This is a genomic window from Bosea vestrisii (genome assembly GCF_030144325.1).
In the GTDB taxonomy this organism is placed as follows: domain Bacteria; phylum Pseudomonadota; class Alphaproteobacteria; order Rhizobiales; family Beijerinckiaceae; genus Allobosea; species Allobosea vestrisii_A.
The window spans coordinates 4669314-4682598 of sequence record NZ_CP126307.1; the positions used below are offsets into that span (position 1 = coordinate 4669314).

Consider the following 13285-nt stretch of genomic DNA (forward strand, 5'->3'; position numbering starts at 1 on the left):
CTTGTCACGAGATTCTTGGGTCTGCGCTTCGCTTCGCCCGAGAATGACGCTTGGTGCTCAAGCCGCCTCGAACGTCGAGCTCGACGCCCCCACCAGCCGCCGCGCCTCCGCCGCCGTCATCGGCTGGCCGAAGGTGTAGCCCTGCGCGTACTGGCAGCCGAGCTGATAGAGCTCGATCGCGTCCGATTCGGTTTCGGCACCCTCGGCGACGACGTCCATCTGCAGGTCGCCGGCGAGCTGGACGATCGAGCGCAGGATCACCGGCGGCTTGCCGTTGCCCATCTGGCGCACGAAGCTCTGGTCGATCTTGATGGTGTCGAAGGGGAAGCGCTGCAGATAGGACAGCGAGGAATAGCCGGTACCGAAATCGTCGAGCGACAAGCCGGCGCCGAGATCGCGGATGCGCGAGAGCATCTGCGCCGCATATTCCGGGTTCTCCATCACCAGGCTCTCGGTGATCTCGAGCTTGAGCGTGCCGGGCAGCACGCGCCGGCGCGCCAGCACCGCTTTGACGTCCCGCAGCAGGTCGTGGCGCAGCAGCTGACGGCTGGAGACGTTGACGCTGGCGAAGATCGGCGGGTCGACCTCGAGCGCGGCCTGCCAGGCGGCGAGCTCGCGCGCTGTGCGATCCATCACATAGACGCCGAGATCGACGATCAGCCCGCTCTCCTCGGCGATCGCGAGGAAGTCCTGCGGCAGCAGCCGGCCCTCGCGCGGATGGTCCCAGCGCATCAACGCCTCGAAGCCGGCGATGGTCCGGTCCTCCAGCCTGACGATCGGCTGGTACATGACCTGGATCTCGCCACGCTCGATCGCCCGGCGCAGGTCACTTTCGAGCGCGAGGCGGTCGTTGCGATCGCTGCGCATCGCCGGGACGAAGACCTCGACCAGGTTGCCGCCCTGGTTCTTGGCATGCGCCATGGCGAGCTCGGCGTTCTTCAGCGCATCGTCCTTGCGGGCCGTCGGCGTTCCGTCGAAGAGCGCGAGCCCGATCGACGGAGTCAGCACGATCTCGCGCTCGGCGAAGGTGATCGGCGTCGAGACGGCGCGGCGGATCAGTTCGGCGAGTGCCAGTACGCGCTCTGGATCGTTCTCCGAGACGAGGATCATCGCGAAGATGTCGCCGCCGATCCGCGCCAGCGTGTCCTGCGTCCTGAGCAGCCGGCCGAGGCGGCGCGCCAGCGTCAGCAGGATCGAATCGCCGGCCGAGAAGCCGACGGATTCATTGACCTGCTTGAAGCGGTCGATGTCGATCACGATCACGGTCGGGCGGATGGCGTCGTCGGCGCGGCTGAAGCCGAACACCGCGGTAAGCCGGTCCTGGAATAGTTCGCGGTTGGGCAGGCCGGTCAGGTTGTCGTGCACGGCGTCGTGCAGCATGCGCTCCTGCGCCGTGCGCTGCTCGGTGACATCCGAGAGCGTGCCGATGACGCGCATGACCTCGCCATCCGAGCCGACGACCGGCCGGGCCTTCAGGCTGAACCAGTGATAGGCGCCGCTCGCGGCGCGCAGACGGAAATCGAGATTCAGCTTGCCGCGACGCTGCTCGATCACCGCATCGAGCGAGACCCGGTAGCGATCGCGATCGGCGACGTGCATGTGTTCGAGCCAGCGTGCGGCCGAGCCTTCGAGCGCACCCTTGGACAGGCCGAGCAACGTCTCGGTCTGCGGCGAGACGAAGATCTTGTCGGCGGAGACGTCCCAGTCGAAGACGAGATCGCCGGAGCCAGAGAGCGCCAGGGCTTGCCGCTCGGTGTCGGAGACCAGCCCCTGACCCAGCGTGCCGCCGGCGAAGGCGTGCTGCACCACGGTGAAGCCGATCAGCAGGACGATCAGGATGAGGCCGCCGATCAGGGCGGGCGGCACGAGATCGCGGGTAACCTGGCCGACCACCGTGAAGCCGGCCGCCGTTACCCAGACCAGCAGCAGGAACCAGGTCGGGATCAGCATCACCGCCCGCTCATAGCCATGGGTGGCGAGGTGCAGGATCAGCACGAAGCCGATCGCCGCGACGGCCGCTATCGAGATACGGGCGATGCCGGACGCCATCGGCGCGTCGAAGACCGCCAGGCCGACCAGCCCGGCGAGACCGAGGATCCAGATGAAGGTGATGTGGCTGTAGCGCACATGCCAGCGCGACAGGTTGAGATAGGCGAAGAGGAAGACGAGCAGCGTCGCCGCCAGCACCACTTCGGCGCCGGCGCGATAGATTCGCTCGATCGCGGGGGTCAGCGGGAAGATGCGCTGGAAGAAGCCGAAATCGAGCCCGGCATAGGCCAGCACCGCCCAGGCCAGCGCCGCCGCGGCCGGGAAGATCACCGCGCCCTTGACCACGAAGATGATGGTCAGGAACAGCGCGAGCAGGCCGGCGATGCCGATGATGATGCCCTTGTAGAGCGTCAGCCCATTGGTCTTCTGGCGATAGGCTTCCGGCTCGAACAGATAGAGCTGCGGCAGGTTGGGCGATTTCAGCTCCGCCACGAAGGTGACGGTGGTGCCGGGATCGAGCGTGATCTGGAAGATGTCGGCGTCGGGCGCTTCCTCGCGCTCGGGCCGCAGGCCCTGGCTCGCGGTGATCGCCTCGATGCGGCGGTCGCCGAGATCGGGCCAGACGACGCCGGAACCGATCAGGCGGTGGAACGGGGCGACCAGCAGGCGGTCGATCTGCTCGTCGGAATCATTGGTCAGTGCGAAGACGATCCAGTCCGGCCGCGCCCCGGATTCGCGCGCCCTGACGGCGATGCGCCGGACGATGCCGTCGGCACCAGGCGCAGTCGAGATCTGGATGACGTCGCCGTCGGATTTATTGCGCTCGACCACATCGGTCAGGTCGAGCACCGGTACGTCGAGCGGCACGCGCTGTGCCTCGACCGCCAGCGCCGGGCGCAGCAGCGCGAGCAGCACCAGCATGAGAAGGCCGCAAACGGCGATGCCGGACCGGAAAAAGCGATATGGCGATGACAAGGTGGACTCTGCGGGAGGCTCTTCAGGCGTGACGGTCAGTGGTATCGGCGCGACGTGGCGAGGGCAAGGCAATGCCGGCCTGTTCACAACTTGCGGCCAGTTGCGGAAGTGAGGCGCGGCTCCGAGGAGAGCAGGCCATAGAGCAGGTGGTCGGCCCAGACCCCGTTGATCCTGAGATAGCCGCGGGCCTCGCCTTCGCGTGTGAAGCCGACACGCTCCAGAAGCCGGCGCGACGGCTCGTTGTTCGGCAGGCAGGCCGCTTCGACCCGGTGCAAAGCCAGCTCGGAGAAGGCGAAGTCGAGCGCGCCGCGCACCGCTTCGGTCATATGGCCCTTGCCGGCATGGCGCTGGCCCATCCAGTAGCCGAGCGTGCAGGCCTGCGCGACGCCGCGCCGGACCAGGCCGATCGTCAGCCCGCCCAGCAGGGTTTCCGAATGAGAATCGAGAATGAACAGCGAGTAGGCCTCGTCGGACGCGATCTCGCGGGCGGCGCGCTTGACGCGCAGGCGAAAGGAGGTGCGGGTCAGGTCGTCCTCGCTCCAGACGGGCTCCCACGGGGTCAGGAAGTCGCGGCTCTGCATCCGCAGGCTCGCCCAGGCCGAATAATCGCCGGCGAGCGGGGCGCGCATGATCAAGTTCTGCGTCCTGATCAGCGGCCGCGCCGGTGGGTCGGTGGCGAAGCGGAAGAGTGCCATCGCCGTCAGGCGGCCCGCGCCAGCATGGCGCGCAGGGCGGCCACCGGGGCGAGATCATCGAGCGGGCCCACGGCCGCGACGGTGACCACGCCGTCGAGCAGAGCCTGCCCGGCGGCACGCACATCGGCGAGGCTGACTGCATCGAGCCGGCGCGCCAATTCCTCGCGCGGGATCGCCCGGCCGAAGACGAGCACCTGCCGCGCCATCTGCTCGAGCTTGCCGCCTGGGCTTTCGAGCGAGGCGAGAAGCCCGACCTTCATCTGGGCCCGGGCACGGGCGACCTCGACCTCGCTGACATCGCGGGCCGCCTGGCTCAGGCAGTCGAGCGCGACCTCGACCAACTCGCCGACATCCTCCGGCGCGGTGCCGGCGCTGATGCCGAAGACGCCGCAATCGGAGAAGGGCCAGTGGAAGGCGTCGATCGCATAGGCGAGGCCACGGCGCTCGCGCACCTCCTGGAACAGGCGGGAAGACAGCCCCCCGCCGAGCACGGCCGAGAAAATCTGCAGCGGATAATGCGCGCCATTGGTGAACGGCTTGCCGGGGAAGCCGAGGACGATATGGACCTGCTCCTCGTCGCCGTCGATGCGGGCTTCGCCGCCATGATAGCTGGCCTGCGCGCGTGCACCGGGCCCGGTCTTCGGCTGCGCCGGCAGGGATGCCAGAGCCGTCTCAGCAAGCGCGACGAGCTCGTCATGGTCGACGGCGCCGGCTGCGGCCAGCACCATGTTGCCGGCATGGTAGTGCCGGCCGAGATAGGCGCGGATCGCGTCGGGCGTGAAGCTGTTGACCGTTTCGGCGGTGCCGAGAATCGGGCGGCCGAGTGGCTGCTCCGGGAAGGCCGCCTGCAGGAAGCGGTCATAGACGAGATCGTCCGGCGTATCCTGGACGGCGCCGATTTCCTGCAGGATCACGCCCTTTTCGCGCGCCAGCTCCTCCTCGCTGAGCGCCGGTGCGGTCAGGATGTCGGCGAGGATATCGACCGCGAGAGGCAGATCCTGGCCGAGCACGCGGGCGGTGTAGCAGGTGTACTCGACTGATGTCGCGGCATTGAGATCGCCGCCGACGCTCTCGATCTCCTCTGCGATCTGGAGGGCCGAGCGCCGGGCCGTGCCCTTGAACGCCATGTGCTCGAGCAGATGGGCAAGGCCGTGCTCATGTGGCAGCTCGTCGCGCGCGCCGGCGCCGATCCAGATGCCGAGCGAGACGGTCGAGGCATGAGCCATGCGCTCGGAGACGATGCGCAGGCCGGATGGCAGCGTCGTCAGGCTGACGGCCGGATCGTGGCCGGCTGCCTCGCCCTGTTTCACGGTCTTCGGCTTGTCCGTCTTCGCCTTCAACGTCTTGATCACCTTCATGCTGCGGCGCTCCGCACGGCGCGGGTGCGCTCGGCGACGAAGCGCTCGAGCTTGCTTTGGTCGTTCGGCAACACGCTGAAACGCTCCTTGCGCTCCATCAGGTCCGACAGATGTGCGGGCAAGGCGGGCGTGACGCCACTCGCCGCCGCGACCGCGGCCGGGAACTTGGCGGGGTGGGCGGTGCCGAGCGCGACCACCGGCGTCGCCGGGTCGCTCGCGAGCAGTTTGCGCGCGGCGGCGACGCCGATCGCGCTGTGCGGGTCGAGCAGGTAGCCGGCCTCGCGCCAGGTCGTGCCGATCTCGGCCGCGATCGAGGCCTCCTCCTGCGAGGCCGCGTCAAAATCGGCGCGGATGCGGGCGAGTGGCTCGGGCGCGATCTCGAAACGGCCGGACTGCTGCAGCGACTGCATCAGCCGGCGCACGGCGGCACCGTCGCGGCCATGCGCCTCGAACAGCAGTCGCTCGAAATTCGAGGAGATCTGGATGTCCATCGAGGGCGAGGTCGTCGCCGCGACGCCGCGCATCTCGTAGACGCCGGTTTGAAGCGTGCGCGCCAGGATGTCGTTGCTGTTGGTGGCGATCATCAGCCGCCCGACCGGCAGCCCCATCTGCTTGGCGATCCAGCCGGCGAGGATGTCGCCGAAATTGCCGCTCGGCACCGCGAAAGAGACCGGGCGGTGCGGCGAGCCGAGCGCGCTCGCAGCGGTGAAATAGTAGACGACCTGCGCCGCGATCCGCGCCCAGTTGATCGAGTTGACGCCGGAGAGCCGGATCTCGTCGCGGAAGGCGTGATGGTTGAACAGCGCCTTCACCAGGTTCTGGCAATCGTCGAAAGTGCCCTCGACCGCGATGGCGTGGACATTGTCGGCTTCGACCGTGGTCATCTGCCGGCGCTGCACGTCGGAGACGCGGCCTTCCGGATAGAGGATGAAGACGTCGACCCGTTCCAGCCCTTTGAAGGCGTCGATCGCGGCGCTGCCGGTGTCGCCCGAGGTCGCGCCGACGATGGTGGCGCGCTCGCCGCGCTGCGCCAGAACATGGTCCATCAGCCGCCCGAGCAGCTGCATCGCGACGTCCTTGAAGGCGAGCGTCGGGCCATGGAAGAGTTCGAGCGAGAACAGATTGTCGCCAAGCTGGACGAGCGGGCAGACCGCTGGATGACGGAAGCTGGCATAGGCCTCGCCGATCATCGTCTTGAGCGCATCGGCCGCGACGTCGCCATCGGCGAGCGCACCGACGACACGCTCCGCCACGGCGGCGTAGGGTTTGCCGGCAAAGCCCGCGATCTCCTGCGTGCTTAGGCGCGGCAGCGTCTGCGGCAGATAGAGGCCGCCGTCACGGGCGAGTCCGGCTAGCAGCGCGTCGGCAAAGGAGAGCGACGGAGCTTCGCCACGGGTCGAGATATGCAGCACGATGATGGTCTCTGATGTCGTGCTGATCCTATAGGCCCGTTGGCGGGGGAGGGCAAAACCAAAGGCAGTCTAGCTGCCCTGCGTCGGCCTCCGCGCCTGCCAGGCATAGGCGCCGAACACGCCAATCAGCGTCAGCGCCAGCCCCCACCAGGTCAGCGCGTATTGCAGATGGTTGTCGGGGATGCGGGCGATCAGCTCGTTCACATCGACGCCGGCTGGCGGCGTCAGCCCATCGCCCTGGCGCTCGGCTTCGAGATAGAAGGGCGCGATCGTTCCGATGCCCAGTGCCGCGGCGATGGCCACGGGATCGCGCGTGTAGAACTCGCGCTGCTGCGGCAGATCGGCCGGGGTGAAGCTGTTGCGAGCCTCCGGCGCGCGCAGATAGCCGGTGATGGTCGCGGTCCCGTTTGCCGGCACGATCGTCGTGAAACGGCTTTCCGGCACGAAGCCGCGATTGACCAGGATGGTCATGCCATCATCCAGGCGAAAACCCTGGAAGACCCAGCGGCCAAAACCGGAGAGCTGGCGTGAGCCGGGCGGGCCGGCGGCGATGGTGGTGCGCACGCCGGCGATGCCGTCGAGATAGCTGCCCTTGGCCGTGGCGCGGCTGAGGTCGAGCTTCGGCCAGCCGCCGGTGGCGGATAGCGCTACTGGGGCTGCCTTGGCCTGGGTCTCCAGCCGCGTGATGAAGGCGTGCTTCTCGTCCATGCGCTGCCATTGCCAGGCGCCGAGGTAAAAGAGCACGCCGACGCCGATGACCGTCAGCGCAGCCGGCAGCAGCAACTTCGGCCGGGCGGCTGGAGAAGCCTGTTCGCTCACTTCTTCAGCCTGCCTTCCTCGGCCTTGTTGGCGTATTGCAAGGCGACTGCCAGGCCCTTCATCGGCCGCAGCAATCCGAGGCAGGTGACGAGCGCCAGCGGCAGCCAGAGCAGAAGATGCAGCCAGATCGGCGGCGTGTAGGCGATCTCGACATAGAGCGCGAGGCCGAGCACGAAGAAACCGGCGATCAGCATGATGAAGACGGCCGGACCGTCGGCCGAATCGGCGAAGGCGAAGTCCAGCCCGCAGGCGGCGCAGCGCGGCTTCAGCTTGAGGTAGCCGTCGAACAGCTTGCCCTCGCCGCAGCGTGGGCAGCGGCCGGTCAGTCCCGTCGAGAACGGGGAGGGCGGAGTGATCTGCGACTCGGCCATGACAGCCTCCTCAAATGGAAAGGGCGGCCTTGCGGCCGCCCCTTTTTCAGGTTCGCGGCCGCTTCCGGCCTGGAACTCAGTGCGCCGCCGGTACGCCGGAGCCCCAGACGTAGATCGAGGCGAACAGGAACAGCCAGACCACGTCGACGAAATGCCAGTACCAGGCGGCGAACTCGAAGCCGAGATGCTGGTCCGGCTTGAAGTGGCCGAGATAGACGCGCCACAGGCAGATCGCCAGGAAGATCGTGCCGATGATGACGTGGAAGCCGTGGAAGCCGGTCGCCATGAAGAAGGTTGCGCCGTAGATGTTGCCCTTGAAGGCAAAAGCGGCGTGCGAGTACTCGTAAGCCTGGCAGGCCGTGAACAGGATGCCGAGGATCACGGTCAGCCACAGGGCCTGCTTCAGGCCCTTCCGGTCGCCCTGGATCAGGGCGTAGTGCGCCCAGGTCACGGTTGTGCCGGAGGTCAGCAGGATCAGCGTGTTGAGCAGCGGCAGGTGCCAGGGGTCGAAAGTCTCGATGCCCTTTGGCGGCCAATGCCCGCCGGTGAACTCGGCGCGGGCGTACTGGATGTGCTCGCCGGTGAACAGGCTGGCGTCGAAATAGGCCCAGAACCAGGCGACGAAGAACATCACCTCGGAGGCGATGAACATCATCATGCCGTAGCGGTGATGCAGCTGCACCACGCGGGTGTGATGACCCTCGCGCTCGGCCTCGCGGGTCACGTCCATCCACCAGGCGAGCATGGTGTAGAGCACGCCGAGCAGGCCGACGCCGAAGACCAGCGGGCCGATATTCATGCCGGCGACCGGCAGCGACTTCATCCACATCACGGCGCCGATCGCCATCGTGGTCGCGCTGGCGGCGCCGACGATCGGCCACGGGCTCGGATCGACGAGGTGGTAGTCGTGGTTCTTGGTATGGGCCCCGGCCATCGTGTTCAACTCTCCACGTCCGATAGAAGCGCAGCGCGTCAACGCAGCTTTATAGTTTCGGTTGGTTGCCGTCACCCTTGCTTTCCGCCACCGGCTGCCCGTTCTTCGACGGGAAATAGGTGTAGGACAGGGTGATCGATTTCAGGCTGGCGAGCTCGCGGTTCAGCTCGATCTCGGGATCGATGTAGAACACCACTGGCGCTTCCAGGGTCTCGCCCGGCTGCAGCGTCGTCTCGGTGAAGCAGAAGCACTGGATCTTGACGAAATAGGCGCCCGACTGGTTCGGCTGGACATTGTAGGTCGCGATGCCGGTCATCGGCCGCGATGAGGTGTTGGTGATCTTGTAGAACACCGTCTGCGTCACGCCGACCTGCGCCTTGATCTCCGTCTTCTCCGCCTCGAAGCGCCAGCCCAGCGCCGGCGCGACATTGGCGTCGAAGGCGACCGAGACGATCCGCTCGCTGGTCTTGCCGGTGGCGGCGGTGCCGACCATTGGCGTGCCGGCAAAGCCGGTCACCTTGCAGAACAGGTTGTAGAGCGGCACGGCGGCGAAGGAGAGCCCGGTCATGGCGAGCACGGCGGCGCTGCAGGCGAGGACGGTGCGGCGGTTTCGGGAGGCGGCCGTCATCGCGTCACAGCGGGCGGTTGAGGATCGCCGGCCCGGTCTTGGCCAGCGTCACGATGAAGAAGAACAGCACGAGCCCGCCGAGCACGAGCGCGAGCGCGATCGAGCGGCGATTGCGCCGGGCCATGTCCTCCGGCGAGAACGGCGCCGGCGGCTGCTTCTTGTCCTGCGGGCCCTCGCTCATCCCAGCACCTTGGGCAGGGCCCACATCAGGCCGAGGCCGTTCTCGGCCAGCAGCACAGCAAAGAGCAGGAAGAGATAGAGGATCGAGAAACCGAACAGGGCATAGGCCGCCTTGTTGGCCGCTTCGCCCTGCGTGACCCGCAGCACTCGCAGCGACAGCCCGATCATGGCGAGCCCGGTCACCACCGAGACGACGAGATAGATCAGCCCGCCGAAGCCCATCAGCGCCGGCAGCACCGCGACTGGGGCCAGCACCAGCGTATAGGCGACGATCTGGCGACGCGTCGCGGCCGGGCCGGCGACGTTAGGCAGCATCGGGATGCCGGCGCGGGCGTAATCCGCCGACTTGACCAGCGCCAGCGCCCAGAAATGCGGCGGCGTCCACAGGAAGATGATCGCGAACAGGACGATCGAGGTCATGCCGAAATCGCCCGTGACGACCGCCTCACCGATCATCGGCGGGAAGGCGCCGGCGGCGCCGCCGATCACGATGTTCTGCGGCGTCGCCCGCTTCAGCCACATCGAGTAGACGACGACATAGAAGAAGATTGTGAAGGCGAGCATCGCCGCCGAGAGCAGATTGGCGACGAGGCCGAGGACCAGCACGGAGCCGATCGAGAGGGTCAGCCCGAAGGCGAGCGCCTCGGACGGCAGGATACGGCCGGCGGGGATAGGCCGATTGGCAGTGCGCGTCATCACCGCGTCGATGTCGGCATCCCACCACATGTTGAGGCAGCCCGAGGCGCCGGCGCCGACCGAGATCGCCAGCAGGGCGGCAAAGCCGATGACCGGATTGACCGCACCCGGCGCCGCGACCATGCCGCCGAGCGCCGTCACGATCACGAGGAACATCACGCGCGGCTTGAGCAGCTCAAAGAAGTCGCGCGCCTCGCCGGTGGAACTCAGCGAGACTCCGTCGTCAGCCTGGGTGATCTGATCGAAGGCAGCAGACATCGAAATTCGTTCGCTTCAACATTCGTGATGCCCGAGGGCATCGTTTGCGGGATCCGCCCGTCTCCGGAACGCCTCGAACCAGGCGCTCGGGGGAGGGGCGGCAGCGGGCGAGAAGCCCGCCGCCGGTTGGTTCAGTGGTCCGAGCCGGTGATGCGCGGCAGCGTCTCGAACTGGTGGAAGGGCGGCGGTGAGGAGAGGGTCCACTCCAGCGTGGTCGCGCCTTCGCCCCACGGATTGTTGCCGGCGAGCTCCTTCTTCGTGAAGGCGACGACGATGCCGTAGAGCCAGATCAGCAGGCCGGCGGCGAAGATGTACGAGCCGATCGACGACCAGAAATGCCAGCCGGCGAAGGCGTCGGGATAGTCGACATAGTGCCGCGGCATGCCGGACAGCCCGAGGAAGTGCTGCGGGAAGAACAGCAGGTTCGCGCCGATGAAGGCGACCCAGAAGTGCAGGCGGCCGACCCAGTCCGGGATGACGTAGCCGCTCATCTTCGGGAACCAGTAATAGAAGCCCGCGAAGATGCCGAACACGGCGCCGAGCGACAGCACGTAGTGGAAATGCGCCACCACGTAGTAGGTCGCATGCAGCGAGCGGTCGAGGCCGGCATTGGCCAGCACCACGCCGGTGACACCACCGACGGTGAACAGGAAGATGAAGCCGATCGCCCAGAGCATCGGCGCGGTGAAGCGCAAGGACCCGCCCCACATCGTCGCGATCCAGGAGAAGATCTTCACGCCCGTCGGCACCGCGATAACCATCGTCGCGAAGACGAAGTAGCGCTGCGTGTTGAGCGACAGGCCGACCGTGTACATGTGGTGGGCCCAGACGATGAAGCCGACGACGCCGATCGCGACCATGGCGTAGGCCATGCCGAGATAGCCGAAAATCGGCTTCTTCGAGAAGGTCGAGATGATGTGGCTGATGATGCCGAAGGCCGGCAGGATCATGATGTAGACTTCGGGGTGGCCGAAGAACCAGAACAGGTGCTGGTAGAGCACCGGGTCGCCGCCGCCGGACGGATCATAGAAGGTCGTGCCGAAATTGCGGTCGGTCAGCAGCATGGTGATCGCGCCGGCGAGAACCGGCAGCGCCAGCAGCAGCAGGAAGGCGGTGACCAGCACGCCCCAGGCGAACAGCGGCATCTTGTGCATGGTCATGCCGGGCGCGCGCATGTTCAGGATCGTGGTGATGAAGTTGATCGCGCCCAGGATCGAGGCTGCGCCGGCAAGGTGCAGCGCCAGGATGCCGAAATCGACCGACGGGCCGGGATGGCCTGTCGATGAGAACGGCGGATAGATCGTCCAGCCGGTGCCGACGCCGTGTGCGCCGGGGGCGCCCTCGACGAACATCGAGATCAGCAGCAGGATTAGGCCCGCGACCGTGAGCCAGAACGAGATGTTGTTCATGCGCGGGAAGGCCATGTCCGGCGCACCGATCATCAGCGGCACGAACCAGTTGCCGAAGCCGCCGATCAAGGCCGGCATGACCATGAAGAAGATCATGATCAGGCCGTGGCCGGTGACGAAGACGTTGTAGCTCTGGCCATTGGCGAAGATCTGCAGGCCCGGCTGCTGCAACTCGATCCGCATCATGATCGACAGGAAGCCGCCGATCAGGCCCGCGATGATCGAGAAGATCAGATAGAGCGTGCCGATGTCCTTGTGGTTGGTCGAGAGCAGCCAGCGCCGCCAACCCGTGGGGGTGTGGTGCTCGTGGGCGTGGGCGTCGTCATGCCCGTGGGCGTGGGGAGCCGCGGTAGCCATGAAATTCGTCTCCTCCTGCGAATACGGTTCGCGTGAGTTCTTTCAAGAGTGTCGGGTTCAGCGGGCCGCTTCGGCGACCTTGCTGGCGGCGTCGGCCGCATTGGCGAATTTCTGCTTCGCTTCCGCGAGCCAGGCCGTGTAGCGCTCCTGGCTGACGACGCGGATGGCGATCGGCATGAAGGCGTGGTTCTGGCCGCAGATGAACGAGCACTGGCCGTAGAAAATGCCTTCGCGGTCGGCCTTGAACCAGGTTTCGTTCAGGCGGCCCGGGATGGCGTCGATCTTCAGGCCGAAGGCCGGCAGCGCGAACTTGTGGATGACATCGGCGCCGGTGACCTGCACGCGCACGATCTTGCCGACCGGAACGACCGCCTCGTTGTCGACGGCAAGCAGGCGTGGCGCCTCGGATTCGGCGATCTTCTTGGACTGGATCGCCTCGGCGCGCTGCTTCTCGTCGAGCATCAGCGAATCGAAGCCGAAGCTGCCGCCTTCCTGCGGGTACTCGTAGGACCAGTACCACTGCTTGCCGGTGACCTTCACGGTCATGTCGGCTTGCGGAATCTCGAGCTGCAGCTTGAGCAGGCGGAAGGAGGGGATGGCGATCACGACCAGGATCAGCACCGGAATGATCGTCCAGGCCACTTCGAGCAGCGCGTGGTGCGTCGTCTTCGAGGGAACCGGGTTGGCCTTCTCGTTGAAGCGCCAGGCGACATAGACCAGCAGGCCCAGCACGAAGAGCGTAATGATGAAGATGAGGACGTTCACCCAGTCATGGAACCAGTGAATGAACGTCATCACCTCGGAATTGGCCGGCTGGAGATTCAGCTCCCAGGGCTGCGGCATGCCGTTCTGGGCCGATGCGACGGCCGGCGAAAACGCTACCAGAGCTGCAGCGAGGGCCGCCAGCGCGTTCCTGAGAGGAGTGGTCACAAATCGCATCGGTCCGACATAGCTCCTTTGATGCCGCGCGATCCGCCTTCGTCAGCTTTAAGACAGGCGCGCACCGGGACGGCCACGTCTGGCTATCCCGGTTGTTCGGCATTGCGATAAATCAAAGATCACGCTTGCGCCAGTGGGACAATGACAGGCCGTGACGCAGTCCGTGCGGCATAAGTACGCGACACATGCATGAGCGGCGGGCAGCCGGTCGACGCTATCGGCGTCGAGTCGGCCGCGCGGGTGCTTATGATGCTTCGCCTTGACA

At 66.5% G+C, this 13285-nt stretch carries 12 protein-coding genes; all 12 read right to left on the reverse strand.

Going from position 1 to position 13285, the window contains the following annotated elements:
• Positions 1 to 57: 57 nt before the first annotated feature.
• Positions 58 to 2910: an EAL domain-containing protein gene (locus QO058_RS22925; RefSeq protein ID WP_284168525.1), complete on the reverse strand. Its 2853-nt coding sequence runs from the start codon at positions 2908 to 2910 to the stop codon at positions 58 to 60.
• 137 nt (positions 2911 to 3047) lie between these two features.
• Complete coding sequence (locus QO058_RS22930; protein WP_284168526.1) at positions 3048 to 3659, reverse strand: GNAT family N-acetyltransferase; 612 nt, start codon at positions 3657 to 3659, stop codon at positions 3048 to 3050.
• Positions 3660 to 3664: 5 nt separating this feature from the next.
• The gene (locus QO058_RS22935; protein WP_284168527.1) at positions 3665 to 5017 is read right to left on the reverse strand and encodes a M16 family metallopeptidase; all 1353 of its coding nucleotides are present in this window, start codon (positions 5015 to 5017) and stop codon (positions 3665 to 3667) included.
• Complete coding sequence (gene thrC, locus QO058_RS22940; RefSeq protein WP_284168528.1) at positions 5014 to 6429, reverse strand: threonine synthase; 1416 nt, start codon at positions 6427 to 6429, stop codon at positions 5014 to 5016. The genes QO058_RS22935 and thrC overlap by 4 nt, the downstream gene beginning before the upstream one ends.
• A gap of 69 nt (positions 6430 to 6498) precedes the next feature.
• On the reverse strand, positions 6499 to 7248 hold the full coding sequence (locus tag QO058_RS22945) for an SURF1 family protein (protein ID WP_284168529.1): 750 nt from the start codon (positions 7246 to 7248) through the stop codon (positions 6499 to 6501).
• Entirely contained in the window at positions 7245 to 7619 is a 375-nt protein-coding gene (locus QO058_RS22950) for a DUF983 domain-containing protein (protein WP_284168530.1), read from the reverse strand. The genes QO058_RS22945 and QO058_RS22950 overlap by 4 nt, the downstream gene beginning before the upstream one ends.
• A 76-nt stretch (positions 7620 to 7695) precedes the next feature.
• Complete coding sequence (locus tag QO058_RS22955) at positions 7696 to 8553, reverse strand: cytochrome c oxidase subunit 3 (protein WP_284168531.1); 858 nt, start codon at positions 8551 to 8553, stop codon at positions 7696 to 7698.
• 49 nt (positions 8554 to 8602) lie between these two features.
• Positions 8603 to 9181 carry a cytochrome c oxidase assembly protein gene (locus tag QO058_RS22960; RefSeq protein WP_284168532.1) on the reverse strand — a complete coding sequence of 193 codons (579 nt, stop codon included), beginning with the start codon at positions 9179 to 9181 and terminating at the stop codon, positions 8603 to 8605.
• 4 nt (positions 9182 to 9185) lie between these two features.
• The gene (locus tag QO058_RS22965; protein WP_164547522.1) at positions 9186 to 9362 is read right to left on the reverse strand and encodes a hypothetical protein; all 177 of its coding nucleotides are present in this window, start codon (positions 9360 to 9362) and stop codon (positions 9186 to 9188) included.
• Complete coding sequence (locus tag QO058_RS22970; protein ID WP_284168533.1) at positions 9359 to 10315, reverse strand: heme o synthase; 957 nt, start codon at positions 10313 to 10315, stop codon at positions 9359 to 9361. Before QO058_RS22970 ends, QO058_RS22965 begins: the two co-directional genes overlap by 4 nt.
• A 131-nt stretch (positions 10316 to 10446) precedes the next feature.
• Positions 10447 to 12081, reverse strand: coding sequence for a cytochrome c oxidase subunit I (gene ctaD / locus QO058_RS22975; RefSeq protein WP_284168534.1), 1635 nt, complete (start codon positions 12079 to 12081; stop codon positions 10447 to 10449).
• A gap of 57 nt (positions 12082 to 12138) precedes the next feature.
• Complete coding sequence (coxB, locus tag QO058_RS22980; protein ID WP_432211972.1) at positions 12139 to 13020, reverse strand: cytochrome c oxidase subunit II; 882 nt, start codon at positions 13018 to 13020, stop codon at positions 12139 to 12141.
• Positions 13021 to 13285: the final 265 nt, after the last annotated feature.